Annotated in this window: 12 protein-coding genes, 7 tRNA genes and 2 rRNA genes (1 of these 21 running past the window's edge); 9 read left to right on the plus strand and 12 right to left on the minus strand. The window is 57.7% G+C overall.

What is annotated here, in order from left to right:
* From LA321_RS08635 to LA321_RS08645, 3 genes are all read left to right on the plus strand, one after another.
* A 23S ribosomal RNA gene (locus LA321_RS08635) occupies positions 1 to 937 on the plus strand (it extends 1952 nt beyond the left edge of the window).
* Between the two features lie 124 nt (positions 938 to 1061).
* Positions 1062 to 1176, plus strand: a 5S ribosomal RNA gene (rrf, locus tag LA321_RS08640).
* 98 nt (positions 1177 to 1274) lie between these two features.
* Positions 1275 to 1351: transfer RNA gene (locus LA321_RS08645), tRNA-Asp, on the plus strand.
* Positions 1352 to 1789: 438 nt separating this feature from the next.
* Here LA321_RS08645 and LA321_RS08650 read toward each other — a convergent pair.
* Positions 1790 to 1877, minus strand: a tRNA-Ser gene (locus LA321_RS08650).
* Positions 1878 to 2073: 196 nt separating this feature from the next.
* Here LA321_RS08650 and LA321_RS08655 point away from each other — a divergent pair.
* Positions 2074 to 2823 (plus strand): DsbA family protein, encoded by a 750-nt coding sequence (locus LA321_RS08655; RefSeq protein WP_042070538.1) that lies wholly within the window; start codon positions 2074 to 2076, stop codon positions 2821 to 2823.
* 287 nt (positions 2824 to 3110) lie between these two features.
* The gene (locus LA321_RS08660; RefSeq protein WP_042070536.1) at positions 3111 to 4010 is read left to right on the plus strand and encodes a sulfite exporter TauE/SafE family protein; all 900 of its coding nucleotides are present in this window, start codon (positions 3111 to 3113) and stop codon (positions 4008 to 4010) included.
* Here the strand turns inward: LA321_RS08660 and LA321_RS08665 are convergent.
* Both LA321_RS08665 and hemL read right to left on the minus strand, forming a co-directional pair.
* Positions 3928 to 4740, minus strand: a complete 813-nt coding sequence (locus LA321_RS08665; protein WP_042070535.1) for a hypothetical protein — start codon at positions 4738 to 4740, stop codon at positions 3928 to 3930. The two genes, LA321_RS08660 and LA321_RS08665, sit on opposite strands and share 83 nt — an antisense overlap.
* A 181-nt stretch (positions 4741 to 4921) precedes the next feature.
* Positions 4922 to 6208, minus strand: coding sequence for a glutamate-1-semialdehyde 2,1-aminomutase (gene hemL / locus LA321_RS08670; RefSeq protein ID WP_042070533.1), 1287 nt, complete (start codon positions 6206 to 6208; stop codon positions 4922 to 4924).
* Positions 6209 to 6449: 241 nt separating this feature from the next.
* Here hemL and clcA point away from each other — a divergent pair, with 241 nt between their 5' ends.
* The 3 genes from clcA to erpA all read left to right on the plus strand — a co-directional run bounded on the left by clcA (position 6450) and on the right by erpA (position 9065).
* Positions 6450 to 7841: a H(+)/Cl(-) exchange transporter ClcA gene (gene clcA / locus LA321_RS08675; RefSeq protein ID WP_042070532.1), complete on the plus strand. Its 1392-nt coding sequence runs from the start codon at positions 6450 to 6452 to the stop codon at positions 7839 to 7841.
* Between the two features lie 87 nt (positions 7842 to 7928).
* The gene (locus LA321_RS08680) at positions 7929 to 8630 is read left to right on the plus strand and encodes a DUF6776 family protein (RefSeq protein ID WP_026456437.1); all 702 of its coding nucleotides are present in this window, start codon (positions 7929 to 7931) and stop codon (positions 8628 to 8630) included.
* 84 nt (positions 8631 to 8714) lie between these two features.
* Positions 8715 to 9065: an iron-sulfur cluster insertion protein ErpA gene (gene erpA, locus LA321_RS08685; RefSeq protein ID WP_026456436.1), complete on the plus strand. Its 351-nt coding sequence runs from the start codon at positions 8715 to 8717 to the stop codon at positions 9063 to 9065.
* Positions 9066 to 9180: 115 nt separating this feature from the next.
* Here the strand turns inward: erpA and nhaC are convergent, their stop codons facing one another.
* Entirely contained in the window at positions 9181 to 10590 is a 1410-nt protein-coding gene (gene nhaC / locus LA321_RS08690; RefSeq protein WP_026456435.1) for a Na+/H+ antiporter NhaC, read from the minus strand.
* A 300-nt stretch (positions 10591 to 10890) separates the two neighbouring features.
* On the opposite strand from nhaC, the gene LA321_RS08695 reads away from it, so the two are divergent.
* Positions 10891 to 11100, plus strand: coding sequence for a hypothetical protein (locus LA321_RS08695; protein WP_042070531.1), 210 nt, complete (start codon positions 10891 to 10893; stop codon positions 11098 to 11100).
* Here the strand turns inward: LA321_RS08695 and LA321_RS08700 are convergent.
* From LA321_RS08700 to glgC, 8 genes are all read right to left on the minus strand, one after another.
* Complete coding sequence (locus LA321_RS08700; protein WP_042070529.1) at positions 11095 to 11367, minus strand: late competence development ComFB family protein; 273 nt, start codon at positions 11365 to 11367, stop codon at positions 11095 to 11097. The two genes, LA321_RS08695 and LA321_RS08700, sit on opposite strands and share 6 nt — an antisense overlap.
* 109 nt (positions 11368 to 11476) lie before the next feature.
* Positions 11477 to 11562 (minus strand) — tRNA-Leu (locus tag LA321_RS08705).
* Positions 11563 to 11633: 71 nt separating this feature from the next.
* Positions 11634 to 11719: transfer RNA gene (locus LA321_RS08710), tRNA-Leu, on the minus strand.
* A gap of 45 nt (positions 11720 to 11764) precedes the next feature.
* Positions 11765 to 11850, minus strand: a tRNA-Leu gene (locus tag LA321_RS08715).
* Between the two features lie 45 nt (positions 11851 to 11895).
* Positions 11896 to 11981: transfer RNA gene (locus LA321_RS08720), tRNA-Leu, on the minus strand.
* A gap of 55 nt (positions 11982 to 12036) precedes the next feature.
* Positions 12037 to 12122, minus strand: a tRNA-Leu gene (locus tag LA321_RS08725).
* Between the two features lie 128 nt (positions 12123 to 12250).
* Positions 12251 to 13711, minus strand: coding sequence for a glycogen synthase GlgA (gene glgA / locus LA321_RS08730; protein ID WP_042070527.1), 1461 nt, complete (start codon positions 13709 to 13711; stop codon positions 12251 to 12253).
* Positions 13701 to 14918 (minus strand): glucose-1-phosphate adenylyltransferase, encoded by a 1218-nt coding sequence (gene glgC, locus LA321_RS08735; protein ID WP_026457173.1) that lies wholly within the window; start codon positions 14916 to 14918, stop codon positions 13701 to 13703. The genes glgA and glgC overlap by 11 nt, the downstream gene beginning before the upstream one ends.
* Between the last annotated feature and the right edge of the window lie 74 nt (positions 14919 to 14992).

A 14992-nucleotide genomic window follows, 5' to 3' on the forward strand; every position in this document is an offset into this window, starting at 1 on the left:
AATGGTGTAACCATGGCCATGCTGTCTCCACCCGAGACTCAGTGAAATCGAATTCGCCGTGAAGATGCGGTGTACCCGCGGCTAGACGGAAAGACCCCGTGAACCTTTACTACAGCTTGGCACTGAACATTGAACCTACATGTGTAGGATAGGTGGGAGGCTTTGAAGGCGTGACGCCAGTTGCGCTGGAGCCGTCCTTGAAATACCACCCTTGTATGTTTGATGTTCTAACGCAGGCCCCTGAATCGGGGTCGCGGACAGTGCCTGGTGGGTAGTTTGACTGGGGCGGTCTCCTCCCAAAGAGTAACGGAGGAGCACGAAGGTTGGCTAATCCTGGTCGGACATCAGGAGGTTAGTGCAATGGCATAAGCCAGCTTAACTGCGAGACGGACAGGTCGAGCAGGTACGAAAGTAGGTCATAGTGATCCGGTGGTTCTGAATGGAAGGGCCATCGCTCAACGGATAAAAGGTACTCCGGGGATAACAGGCTGATACCGCCCAAGAGTTCATATCGACGGCGGTGTTTGGCACCTCGATGTCGGCTCATCACATCCTGGGGCTGAAGTCGGTCCCAAGGGTATGGCTGTTCGCCATTTAAAGTGGTACGCGAGCTGGGTTCAGAACGTCGTGAGACAGTTCGGTCCCTATCTGCCGTGGGCGTTGGATGATTGAAGGGAGTTGCTCCTAGTACGAGAGGACCGGAGTGAACGAACCTCTGGTGTTCGGGTTGTCACGCCAGTGGCACTGCCCGGTAGCTAAGTTCGGAATCGATAACCGCTGAAAGCATCTAAGCGGGAAGCGAGCCCTGAGATGAGTCATCCCTGACCCCTTGAGGGTCCTGAAGGGCCGTTGGAGACCACAACGTTGATAGGCGGGGTGTGTAAGTGCAGCGATGCATTGAGCTAACCCGTACTAATTACCCGTGAGGCTTAACCATACAACACCCAAGAAGTGTTTCTGGCCTTGTAGCAAGTGCATGAACTACTTATAAATTCAGTGATAATGACAAAGCAAACTAGCTAGGTCGTTATTCACGTCAGCTTTCTGGATTGAAGAATTTGCCTGGCGGCCATAGCGTCGTGGAACCACCTGATCCCATGCCGAACTCAGAAGTGAAACGCGGTAGCGCCGATGGTAGTGTGGCATTCGCCATGCGAGAGTAGGACACTGCCAGGCACCCAATTAAACAGTGATGTGCAAAATCACGTTACTGGCTGCGAGGATGACACCTCATCAAGAAGCAGCAAAAGATTTAGCGAAAGCTAACCGAATGCGGAGCGGTAGTTCAGTCGGTTAGAATACCGGCCTGTCACGCCGGGGGTCGCGGGTTCGAGTCCCGTCCGCTCCGCCACTAACAAGAAGCCCAGTCGACAGACTGGGCTTTTTTTCGTTTTTAAGGCCTTCCCAAATGGGGGGAGGCCTTTTTCTTTTCTGGCTCTTAGGGTCATATTCAGCATTGCCTTTGGCAGTTTTTCTCCTATCAATTTATCTTCTCCCGTTGCGGATCTATTTCTCCAGTCTGGAACCGTCACGCTCGTGAGTGGTCTTTTCTCTTGCTGGGTGAGGTGAACAAAGCTTCTTCTCAGTGCTTTATCTACGTCAATGTCGCAGTGTATCTGGGCAACGGTAATGGATTATTCGGAAGAGGATATGTGGTGGGCATCAATGATGGGATATGCAGCCTGCTGCGTTTGGTGTTGCTGAGGCAAGGGGAAATAGATGAGAGAGGGAGCGTATCAGCATATACAAAAAAGCCCACACAACCAAAGTTGCATGGGCTTCGAATTGATGGCGGAGGAGGTGGGATTTGAACCCACGGATGGTCGCCCATCGCCGGTTTTCAAGACCGGTGCATTCAGCCGCTCTGCCACCCCTCCGCAGCAGTGCGGCGAATATTACCATGCTGTTTCTGCTTGTAAATCCCTGGCTTGCCTGATCGCTGGTTAATTGCACGAAATCACGACAAAAGGGATGAAAAGGGTAGGGTTATCGCATTTTTAGCCAGATAACTTGACTTGAATACAGACTCAACCACTATAGTGGCCACCATCATATCCTCTGCAAGATAATGTTATGACTATTAAAAATGCCCTGTTTTGCGCCCTGGCGGGCGTAACCCTGCTGGCGGCTCCGGCCCAGGCAAGCGAGTTGACCAAGACCGATGTCGAGCAAATCGTGCGTGACTATCTGGTCAAGAATCCGGAAATACTGGTTGAGATGTCCAATGCCCTGCGCGCCAAGCAGGAGCAGCAGCAAGCCGAAAGTGACAAGGCGCTTATCAAGGCTCATGCCAAGCAGCTCTATGGTAACAATGACCCCGAGATGGGTAATCCGAAAGGCTCGCTGACAGTGGTCGAGTTCTTCGACTATAACTGTGGCTACTGCAAGCGCGCCCACCCGCTGGTCAAACAGCTGATGGCGGAAGACAAGGATATCCGTTACATCTACAAGCAGTTCCCGATCCTGAGCGAAACCTCCTATTTTGCCGCACGCGCTGCACTGGCAGTCCAGTTGGGACAGCCAGACAAGTACCAGGCCTTCCATGAGAAGCTCTATGCGCACAAGGGTCCATTGACCGATGAGTCACAGGTCAAACAGGTGGCTGAGGCGGCAGGCGTGAACTGGAGCAAGGTTGAGGCCAAGCTCAAGGATGGCAGCATCGATCAGAATCTGGGTACCAACCGGGCACTGGCGGAAGCGCTTGCCATTTCGGGCACCCCTGCCTTTATTATCGGTGATCAGATCCTGCGTGGCGCACCACGGGATCTCGCGAGTCTGAAAGGCTTCATCAAAGATGTGCGTGAAGGCAAGAGCATTCAGTAAGCTCTGTTTGCACCTTCAGCCGTGATAGAAATAGAAAAAGAGGGCCGGTATTGCTACCGGTCCTCTTTTTATTATGCCCATCGGAACAGGTGGTCGTCGCGAAAGGACCATAACAGCGTCCGACGGGATGGGCCTCTCGCCCCAGTAACAAGTATTAGCAGAGTCGTTCGACGTCTATCCGGGAATATTTGCTCCCACTGCCGCGTATTTGGGGGATTGCTTAATTCCAGTCAAGATTTTTCCTGCTGCCTGCCTTAGAATCGCCGCCCGTGGCAGGAGAAACCCATATGTTAGTTGAAATTTTACGGTTAATTTTTATAGTCGGCGGTCTCGCATACGTCGTCATGTTGGCGCAGGCATGTTGGCAAATGAAGCGTAACGGGACGATTGAGCCTACCCCTTTCTGGCCTGTGGCGGCGATCGGGGGGATTGCCAACTTCCTCGATACTTTGGGAATTGGCAGCTTCGCGGTGAAGACGGCTTGCTACAAGCAGTTCAAGCTGATCGACGATCGTCTGTTGCCCGGCACCCTCAACAGTCAGTGTGTATTGCCTGCGGTGACCCAATCACTCATCTTCATCGGTGCAGTGGCCGTCGATCCCCTTACCTTGCTCAGCATGATGGTCGCCGCTGCGGCAGGCGCCGCCTGGGGCGCACGGCGGGTTGCCTCGTTTGATCGGCAAACCGTGCGGCTGGTGATGGCTATCTCTCTTCTGGTGGTCGCCGGATTCATCTTCGCCGGTCTGCTGGGCCTTTTCCCCGTGGGGGGAGAGGCGATGGGGTTGAGCGGCTACAAGCTGGTGATCGCTCTGCTCGGCAATTTCCTCTTCGGAGTACTGATGAATGTCGGTATCGGTCTGTTTGCACCCTGCATGACTCTCGTCTACCTGCTTGGCATGAATCCGCTGGCAGCGTTTCCCATCATGATGGGCTCTACCGCCGTACTGAGCGTCTTCTCGGCGGGTACCTTTATCCGCAAGGGGGCCTTTGATGCCAAGGCCGTGCTGGCGGTTGCCATCTTTGGCCCCATCGGGGTGGTGCTGGCGGCCATGCTGGTCAAGTCGATGGATGTGGAGATGCTGAAGTGGCTGGTCGCCTTCATCGTCATCTATACCTCCTGGACCATGTACGCCTCCTGGCGGGCGGGTCGTCAACCTTCCCCACAACTGGTTGCGGACGCAAGCTAGCCTGCACCAGGGCGGCCTCGGCTCTGGCCCCGAGAAAAACATAAAGCCCGAGTGCCAGCAGCAGACCTACGGCACATCCCATCACGCCGACCGCAGGCCAGAGCAGCTCGCTCTGGCCCAGCGAGCCCTTGAACAGCAGCAGTAGTCCCTCGATGGAGACCGCGATCAGGATGGCGGCGATGAAGCGGGTAATGGTGCGGCGAATGGCGCTGTGGCGAAAGATGTCCTTATGCAGCAGCACCTCCTCTTCCAGTATGGTTTTGCCGAGATCGAACACCGCCAGCGCCAGGGTCAGGAAGATGATGGCGCTGAAGGCGCCAAGCCGATTCTGCCGGGTGCCGCACAACAGCAGATAAAGCTGCTCCAATCCGTGCCAGATGAGGGTGGCGACGATCAGGAACAGGGCCGCACTCAATACCACGTAGACACCCTTGAACCAGGGAATGGCGCGCCGCCGCCCACCATCGCCCATCAACCAGGCGATAAGCTGGTGCAGGCAGACGGTGACTGCCCGTCCCTGACCACGGATGACCAGATGCAGCCGGTCCGATTCGGCAGGCGTGGGGGGCAAGATCCCGGCAGCCCCCTGCCACTGTTCGATGCTGACGATGAAGGAGTAGCGTTTGAGCGAGGCGAGCGGGGCTTCGAGCAATCCCTGCAACAGAGGATGCAGTTCGTCGCCAAACTCCTGATAGCGTCGCAACACGTCGATGGGGCTCATCTCTGCCATGAGAACCTCGTTTGCATGGGGCCTGAGCTGGATGTGCAAATTGTGGGCCTGCTTTATGACAGGGATAGGAGAGGGAATTGCACCAGAAGGCGGCAGGAGAGGGGCGGGTCAGGAAGGATTGCACCGCCAAGGTGAAGAATAAAAAAGGGCCCTCGTGGGCCCTTTTTGTATCGGCAGGGGATTAACCGGCCAGCTTGGCGAAGCAGCGATCGGCGGCTGCCAGGGTGTGTGCTATCTCCTTGTCGCCATGAGCCAGGGAGAGGAAACCAGCCTCGTAAGCGCTCGGCGCCAGATAGACGCCTTCTTCAAGCATGAGATGGTAGAAGCGCTTGAAGCGCTCCATGTCGCAGCGGGTTACCTGCTCGTAGCGGGTGATCTCGGGCTCGTCGGTGAAGAAGAAGCCGAACATGCCGCCGACATAGTTGATGGCGAGCGGGATGCCGTGTTTGGCAGCTGCGGCTTTGAGCCCCTCGGCCACCTGGGCGGTTTTGGCGCTCAGCTGATCATACAGACCCGGCTCCAGCAGCAGATCCAGCATGGCCAGGCCGGCGGCCATGGCCACCGGGTTGCCGGAGAGGGTGCCCGCCTGATAGACGGGGCCGGTCGGGGCGATGTGCTGCATCACCTTCTTCTTGCCGCCGAAGGCCCCCACCGGCATGCCGGCACCGATGATCTTGCCGAGGGTGGTCAGATCCGGATCAATGTTGTAGTGCCCCTGGGCGCCGCGCAGGGAGACGCGAAAACCGGTCATCACCTCGTCCAGGATCAGCAGGGCGCCGAATTCGTCACAGATGGCGCGCAGCCCTTCCAGGAAGCCGGGGACCGGCGGAATGCAGTTCATGTTGCCGGCCACCGGCTCGACGATGATGCAGGCGATCTCGCTGCCGTACTGGGTGAAGGCCTCGCGCACCGAGTCCAGATCGTTATAGACACAGGTGAGAGTGTGCTTGGCGAAGTCGGCCGGCACTCCCGGGCTGTTGGGCTGGCCCAGGGTCAGGGCGCCGGAGCCGGCCTTGACCAGCAGGGAGTCGGCGTGGCCGTGGTAGCAGCCTTCGAATTTGACGATCTTGTCGCGGCCGGTGTAGCCGCGGGCGAGGCGAATGGCGCTCATGGTGGCCTCGGTGCCGGAGTTGACCATCCGCACCTGCTCCATGGAGGGGACGATCCGGCGTACCTTCTCGGCCATCAGCACTTCGATCTCGGTGGGGGCACCGTAACTCAGACCCTTTTCCACCGCCTTGATGACGGCAGCCTTGATGACCGGATGATTGTGACCGAGCAGCATGGGGCCCCAGGAGCCGATATAGTCTACATAGGCCTGACCGTCGACGTCATAGAGGTAGGCGCCATCGGCGTGATCGATGAAGCGGGGTGTGCCGCCGACCCCATTGAAGGCGCGGACCGGTGAGTTGACGCCGCCCGGAATGGTCTGGCGGGCCTGTTCAAACAGCTGATCTGATTTTGACATGGATCATCCTTAATGGGATTTTGGTCGTCACACAGGGGAAAGCAGCCAATTGAGACTCGGCAGGTTGTGGCATGAGGAGTATGCTTTGCGCTCTCGCCACCCGGACTCTCGGTCTGCACCCGTGACAAAATTAACGGGCCGACTATAGCAGAAAGCCCCAGCCCTGGGCAGCCGAGCAATGCGCCGGGTGATCCTGATCTCAGCTCGCTGACGATGTCGTTTTTCAAGTTGGTGTAACAAGATGGCGCAACAAGCTCTCTCCTCTTCTGAACCGGATGCAGCTCCTCGGGGAGCCGTCTCTCGAATCATCCGGCAAGACAAGATCCCCTTGCTGGTATTGCTGCTTGCAGCCTTGGTCGGCACCTTGGCGGGACTGGTATGCGGCCTTTTTGAATCTGGGGTGCATTGGCTGGTCGGGCAACGCCTGGATCTGCTGGCCGATCGCCCATGGTGGCAGCTGGGGCTGCTTGGATTCGGGTTCAGCGCCCTGCTGGGTCTGGTCGGTTACTTTCTTACCCATGCCTTTGCTCCCGAGGCGGGCGGCTCCGGCATTCCCGAAATCGAAGGGGCGATGGACGATCTGCGCCCGGTGCGCTGGTGGCGGGTGTTGCCGGTCAAGTTCTTCGGCGGCATCTGTACCCTGAGCTCCGGTATGGTGCTGGGACGTGAGGGGCCGTCGGTCCAGATTGGCGGCAACCTCGGCAAGATGGTGGCGGATATCTTTCGGCTGCCCAAGGAGCATGGCCATGCTCTGCTGGCCGCCGGGGCGGCTGGCGGCCTTGCCGCCGCCTTCAATGCGCCGCTGGCTGGGATCCTGTTCGTGATGGAGGAGATGCGGCCGCAGTTTCGCTACTCCTTCCTGGCCATCAAGGCGGTGGGGATCTCTGCCATCATGGCCACCCTGATGCTGCAGAACATGAAGGGGCAAGCTCCCGTCATCAGTCTACCGCACTATGATGCCCCGGCACTGAAGGCACTCTGGCTGTTCCTCTTCATGGGGGGCATGTTCGGGGTGCTCGGCTTTGTCTTCAATAAGCTGGTGCTGGCCTGTCAGGATGGTTATCTGGCGCTGCACCAGAACAAACGTCACCGCTTTGTCGCCATCGGCATGCTGGTGGCTGGCACCTTTGGCGTCTTGTCGCTGTTTGCGCCGTCTGTCACGGGGGGCGGTACCGAACTGATCCCCCACCTGATGGGAGGGGAATATGCGATGGCTACCCTGTTCCTCATCTTCTCGGTGCGACTGGTGGCGACCCTGATCTGCTTCTGCTCCGGCGCTCCTGGTGGGGTATTTGCCCCTACCCTGGCCCTCGGCACTCTGTTTGGCGTGGTGTTCGGCCATCTTTTTCACTCCGCGTTTCCGGATCTGGGCATCGAGCCCGGCGCTTTCGCCATCGCGGGCATGGGGGCGTTGTTTGCCGCCACAGTGCGTGCACCCATCACCGGCATAGTGCTGGTGACGGAGATGACCGACAACTATCAGCTGATCCTGCCCATGATGATCACGACCGTCGGCGCGACCCTGGTGGCGCAGGGATTGGGTGGTCGCCCCATCTATTCCCAGATCCTGGAGCGAACTTTACGGCTCGCCGCGCGTCAAAAGCGGGGAGAGAGCGGCGCCACCACCAGTTAACTCCTTGTATATCATCGCGGTTCAGCTTGGGTCGCGTATAGTGAAGGGAAGGTGGCTGCCGTATGGCGTGGTAACAGAAGAGGCCCTATGTCCCAGATATTGAAGTTGTTGGCGGTGCTGATCGTGGGGGCGCTCATCGGATACTTTGTCGGTAACCGACAAGAGTTGGCACAGAGCAGTCTGCTGGTGGTGCAGCAGGAGACGCTGGATCGCCAAGGCAAGGCCATCGGTCAGCTCAAGACCGAGCTAGGCGTGAAGGATACCCAGCTGGCGACCCAGAAGGCAGCCTTCGAGCAGTTGCAGACCACCCTGAAGAGCCAGGAGGCTCAAGTACAGGAGCTCAAGCGCCAGTTGGCGTTCTTCGAGCGGATCATGCGCCCCACCGGTGAACAGGTCGGGGTGGTGATCGATAACCTCACCCTGCAGGAGACCAGCATTCCCGGTCGTTATCACTATCGTCTGGCCCTGACGCAGCCTGCCAAGAAGCGCGAGCTGTTTCGCGGTCAGGTGCAGATCCGGGTCGAAGGCAGCCAGGGTGACAAGCCCAGAGTGCTGACCGGACGGGATCTGGGGATGAAGGTGAGCGAATGGCGCTATGCCCTGCGTTATTTCCAGCTGCTTGAGGGGAATTGGCAGTTGCCCGAAGGGTTCGTGCCGGACCGGATCCGGGTCACCATCAACAAGGATGGCCGGCAGCCGGCACAGGAGTTGCTGGTGGAGTGGGGCGAGGTGATCAAGCCGCTGGTCGCGGCGCCACCGGCTCCCGTGCCCGCCACCGGACAAGAGTAGTGGTGAATACTTGAACTGAATGGTCGGGTATTGGATAATTTCGCGGTTTCCATGTTTGTGGATCTAATGGTTGTGAGGTCAGTGATGAGTGCAGTAGCAGAAGCCCCGTTGCCAATCCAGATGACGGATGCGGCAGCCAACAAGGTGAAGACCCTGATCACCGAAGAAGAAAATCCGGAGCTCAAGCTGCGGGTATACATCACGGGTGGGGGCTGCTCTGGTTTCCAGTATGGTTTTACCTTTGATGAGAAGATCAACGATGGCGACACCGTGGTCGAGAAGAACGGCGTTACCATGGTGATCGATCCCATGAGCCTGCAATATCTGGTGGGCGGCAGTGTGGATTACACCGAGGGTCTGGAAGGTTCGCGTTTCACCGTGACCAACCCCAACGCCACGACGACCTGTGGCTGTGGTTCCAGCTTCTCCATCTGACCACGAATCCGGTTCGATGCAACGGCTCTCGGCAACGAGGGCCGTTTTTGTTGGTTGAGTGGTAATAACGATAAAGGCGCCGCAAGGGCGCCTTTATCCTGTTCAAAGTGCTGGGTTAGCGGGAGCTGGCCGCCTCGACCAGCGGTACCCGATTCACAGCCTTGCCCAGATAGGCGAGGGTGATAGTCACTATGATGCAGGTGAAGCTGAGCCACATGTAGGGCAGGTAATCGAGGGTAGCCACCCCCAGTACCCCGGCCATGAAGATGCCGTTGTCGCTCCAGGGCACCATGCCGCAGGTGAGGGTGCCGCCAAACTCGGCGTTGCGGGAGAGGTTCTTGCGCGCCAGTCCCAGCCGGTCGTAGTTCTTGGCCATGATCTTGGGGGTCAGGATCAGCGACACATACATGGCGGAGCCGAACACGTTGGCCAGGAAGGCGGTGCCTATGGTGTGGGTAGTCAGGCTGCCGGCACCGTTGATGCGCTTCTCGAAGGCGCTGGCGATCACTTCCAGAATGCCGACCTTCTCCAGCAGGCCACCGAAACCCAGACCGAAGATGATGACGGCCACCGAGCCCAGCATGGATTCCATACCGCCACGGCCCAGGATGTTGTCGATGAAGTCGACACCGGAGGTGATGGCAAACGGGCTGTAGGCGGAGTGCATCGCCTTGACCGGATCCATGTCCTGGAAAACGATGGCCCACACCAGGCCCAACAGGGCGCCGAAGCTGATCACCGGGAAGGCGGGCTTGCGGTTGGCCAGGAGGCCCAGCACCAGCACCACCGGAATGATGGCCAGCGGGGTGATGTTGAACTGCTTGTCGAGCGCTTCCATCACCAGGTTGACCTGCTCCAGGCTCACATTGCCCGAGTACTGCATGCCGACCACGGTAAACAAGGCGGCGGTGATGATGTAGGAGAAGAGGCTGATGGGCAGCATCCCCTTGATGTGTTCCATCACGTCGACGTTGGACATGGTGGAGGCCAGTACCACGGAGTCGGAGAGCGGGGAGAGCTTGTCACCGAAGTAGACGCCGGAGAGCACGGCACCGGCCACCAGAGGTGCCGGAACACCCAGGCTGTGGCCTATGCCCATCATGGCAATACCGGCGGTGGCGGCGGAGCCCCAGGATGTGCCGGTGGCCAGCGAGGTGAGGGAGCAGATGATCAGGGTCGCCAGCAGGAAGATGGAGGGGTGTATCACCTTGAGGCCGAAGTAGATGATGCTGGGCACTATGCCACCTGCGATCCAGGTGCCGACCAGGGCACCGACGGAAACCAGGATTAGAATGGCCCCCATCCCCTTGGAGACGCCGTCGACGGCAGCCTGTTCCAGGGATTTGTAATCATGGCCGAGCTTGATGCCCAGCCCCATGATGACGAACCAGGCGATGAACAGGGCCAGCTGGATCGGCAGGTCGAGCACGCTGGTAAAGGAGAAGGCCAGGGCCAGGAAAATGGCCAGGCAGGCAAATACTTGCAGCATGCTCGGCAGTCGGATTTGGTTGTGTTGGTTTTGCATAGATACTTCCTAAACTCTTGCTCGCCAAGGTCGGTCCCTCTCGTCCTGTGGATATTTGTATCCCGAGGGGCCAACCCAAAAAGAGGCCGCAATCTATCACAATCCGGGGGGAGAAAATCCCAACTGAATTGGCAAAAACACAAGATTGATTGAAAAAATCACAATTTAGTTGATCTCATAACCCATTTTTGAGCGCCCTGTTGGCATGGTGAGTGACATTCGAAGCTCGTTTGAAATGGCTTGCGCCATCAATAGATGAAGGTGATAATTATTATCAATTATGGGGCAAGGAGAGAAGAGATGCGCTGGGGGTTGAGAGGGGTCCTGTTACTGGCCGCGTTGGCTGTGCTTTATTGGGGGTACGGGAAGGAGTATGGCTTCTGGAGTCTTGGTTTTGTGCTGGCGGCCTGGGTGATGCTCGAACCCAGGTTGAAGCCTGCGTTGATCTTGCTGCCAGTGGCCGGGGCGGTGGGGGCCGTCACCCTGCTCTGGCAGCAGCCATGGCTATGATTGCTTGGTGGGGGCCTGCTTGATGGTCTGCTGGGCCAGCTTGAGGGACTCGATGACCTGTTTCTCCATCTCGGCCCGCTTGGCGTCAGTCAGGAAGTAGATCATATCGACATCGTGGCGAATGTAGTGGGCAGGCAGCTGGTTGAGGGTGAGGCAGCAGAGATCGGCCATCTGATCGTTGCTCAGGGTCTGTTGCAGTCCCTGCTTCTCAATCTCCTTGAGCATCAGGTGTTCGTAGAAATTGTGAATATCGGTATCCAGTATCATAACGGTTCCTTGGCATGGCGATAGGCGGGGAATCGTCAAAAGCATAGTCATAACAAGGAGTAAAAACAAAAGGCCCGTCACTTTCGTGATGGGCCTTTTGCGTAATGAATGGTGCGAAGAGAGGGACTCGAACCCTCACATCCGTGGGACACTAACACCTGAAGCTAGCGCGTCTACCAATTCCGCCACCTTCGCACACTGATTTTTTCCAGCTGTTTTTTACATGCGGATGGAGCGCATCGTTCTGTTTTTACATGTCAGAGTCATGGTGCGAAGAGAGGGACTCGAACCCTCACACCCGGGGGGCACTAACACCTGAAGCTAGCGCGTCTACCAATTCCGCCACCTTCGCACATCGGGTTATCAGTCTGGATTTACATGCTGTCTGATAAAAGCATGGTGCGAAGAGAGGGACTCGAACCCTCACACCCGGGGGGCACTAACACCTGAAGCTAGCGCGTCTACCAATTCCGCCACCTTCGCACGTCGGGTTATCAGTCTGGATTTACATGCTGTCTGATAAAAGCATGGTGCGAAGAGAGGGACTCGAACCCTCACACCCGGGGGGCACTAACACCTGAAGCTAGCGCGTCTACCAATTCCGCCACCTTCGCACATCGGGTTATCAGTCTGAATTTACATGCCGTCTGATAAGAGCATGTTGCAGTATGGTGCGAAGAGAGGGACTCGAACCCTCACATCCGTGGGACACTAACACCTGAAGCTAGCGCGTCTACCAATTCCGCCACCTTCGCATCACTGCGGAGGGGGATTCTATAGAGTTTTGGGGGAGCGTCAACAGCCAGAGGGGACTTTTTTCACTGTTGACGCTCAAAGCCATGCCAAAGGGACAAAACTTCAGCAATTCGCCGACGCCGATGGCTCAGTGGCGTCCAAGGGCACTCTGGTACATCTGTTCATACTGGGTCACCGAGTCGGCCCAGTTGAAGCGGGTGCTCATGGCATTGCGCTGCACTTTGGCGAAACGTGCCTTGTCCTGCAGGAAGTAGAGCAGGCTGCGGCGCATGGTATCGAGCAGGATGGCCGCCGTAGGATCGTTGAAGCAAAAGCCGGTGGCATGCTCGGGATTGCCATCCCAGTCCACCACAGTATCTTTCAGGCCACCCACGGCACGTACCAGCGGCAGGGTGCCATAGGCCAGGCTGTACATCTGGTTGAGGCCGCAGGGTTCGAACAGGGAGGGCATCAGGAAGAAGTCGGCACCCGCTTCCACCAGATGGGCCAGCCTGTCGTCATAGGCGTTGATGAAGGCCAGCTTGTCCGCATGCTGTTGGGCCATGGTTTGCAACTGGGCCGCGAGCACGGGATCGCCGGAGCCCACGATCACCACCTGTACCTGATGGTGGAGGAACTTCTCCAGCGCCGGGATCAGCAGTGGCACACCCTTTTGTTCGGTCAGGCGACACACCATGCCATAGATGGGCAAGTCCGAGACGGGCAGGCCCACCTCCTGTTGCAGGCGCTGCTTGCAGATCCCTTTGCCGGCGAGATTGTCGATGCTGTATGTAGCAGGCAACAGCTCGTCGAATTCGGGATCCCAATCCTTGTAATCACAGCCGTTGAGGATGCCGCACAGATCGGCTGCTCGTTGCTGGAAGATGTGGGCCATGCCGTGGGCCCCCAGATGGGTGAGCAGCTCCTGGGCATAGTTGGGGCTGACCGCATTGATCTTGTCGGCGTAGAGCACCCCGCATTTGAGCAGGTTGACGTGGCCATAGTCGTAGTTGATGCGGCGTTCGTAATCGGCAATCTCGGGGATAGCCCAGAACTGCTCGCGACCGAAACCTCCCTGAAACGCCGCATTGTGAATGCTGATCACGCTGCGGGTATGCTGGAAGAAGGGGTTGTGGGCATGCCGGGTCTTCAGCAGCAGCGGCAGCAAACCTGTGTGCCAGTCGTTACAGTGCGCGATATCGGGGGCAAAACCTATTTGTTCACAGGCATGCAGGGCGGCCGCAGACAAAAAAGCAAAACGTTCGCCATTGTCGCCATAGGCCTGATTGTTTTCGGCGTAGAGCTGGGGGCGATCGAAGTACTGCGGGCAGTCGAGCAGATAGACACAGACACCGTCCAGATCCATCTGGTAGATGCGATAGCCGATATCCGGCAGACCCGGATGGGTTGGCAGCCAGCGGGATGCCAGCAGTCTGGCCTCATCCCGCCGTTTTATGGTCTTGTAGAAGGGCAGCATGATCCGGACATCGTGCCCCTTCTGGGCCAGGTACATGGGCAGGGCTCTGGCGACATCGGCCAGGCCCCCGGTCTTGACCAGCCCCTCAACTTCCGAGGCAACAAACAGGATTTTCAGCGGGTTAATAGCCAACTCTTGCTCCCTTAGGTACCACGACGATACCGCCTTCGGATACGGTGAATCGCTCTCTGTCGTGGTCGAGATTTTCACCGATAACGGTGCCGGGTGCAATTTCAACGTTTTTGTCGATGATGGCGCGCCGGATGGAGCAACCTTCCCCTATCTTCACATCCCCCAGCAGGACGGATTCACTGATATGGCTGCAGGGGCCTATGTTGCAACGAAATCCCAGGATGGAGCGCTGGATCTGGCTGCCCTGAATGAAGCAACCAGCGGAGATCAGTGAGTTGGCGATCTTGACCTTGCACTCTTCGCTGTCGATGAAGGTGGCGGGCGGCAGGGCCGGATAGTGGGTATGCAGCGGCCACTTGCGGTTATAGAGGGAGAAGGGGGGATTGTCAGCCACCAAGTCCATGTGTGCTTGCCAGTAGGAGTCGAGAGTTCCCACGTCACGCCAGTAGACATCCGGCTTCTCGCCCGGGATGAGATTGGTGCTGTAGTCGTAGACATAGACTGGGGCGCGCGGGTAAAGACTGGGGATCACATCCTTGCCAAAATCATGGCTGGAGTTCTCTTCAGTGGCATCCCGTTTGAGCTCGCGGCAGAGGGTCTCGGTCTCGAAGATATAGTTGCCCATGGAGACCAGCGCCTGGGTGGGGTCGCCAGGAATGGGTTTGGGATGCTTGGGCTTTTCCTGAAAACCTATCATGCGTCCCTCGGTATCCACCTCGATCACCCCGAAGGCGCTGGCCTCCTCAATGGGCATACGCAGGGCGGCGACCGTCATGGCGGCGGCTTTTTGCTTGTGGAAAGCCACCATCTGGCTCACATCCATCTTGTAGATGTGATCGGATCCGAAGATGCAGACGTGGTCCGGTTCGGCGCGCTCGATAAACCCCAGGTTCTGGTAGATGGCATCGGCGGTACCGTCGTACCAGCGTTTGCCCATGCGCATCTGGGCTGGAATGGGGTCGATGAAACGGTCGGTGATACCGACGATGTTCCAGCCTTTCTTCATGTGCAAGTAGAGGGATTGGGACTTGAACTGGGTCAGGACGTAGATGCGCAGGAAATCGGCATTGACGAAGTTGTTGAGGACAAAGTCGATTAGCCGGTAACTCCCGCCAAACGGGACTGCGGGCTTGCTGCGGGTGGTGGTGAGGGGCTGCAGGCGGGTTCCTTCGCCTCCAGCCAGGATCATGGTCAAAATGCCGGCCATCGTATGTCTCTCCCTGAATAAACAAGATGAAAAGGTTTTCAATTCGTTTCAAAAAAACACCCCTTAAGGGGTGT

This window comes from Aeromonas enteropelogenes, from assembly GCF_020097295.1.
Taxonomy (GTDB): domain Bacteria; phylum Pseudomonadota; class Gammaproteobacteria; order Enterobacterales; family Aeromonadaceae; genus Aeromonas; species Aeromonas enteropelogenes.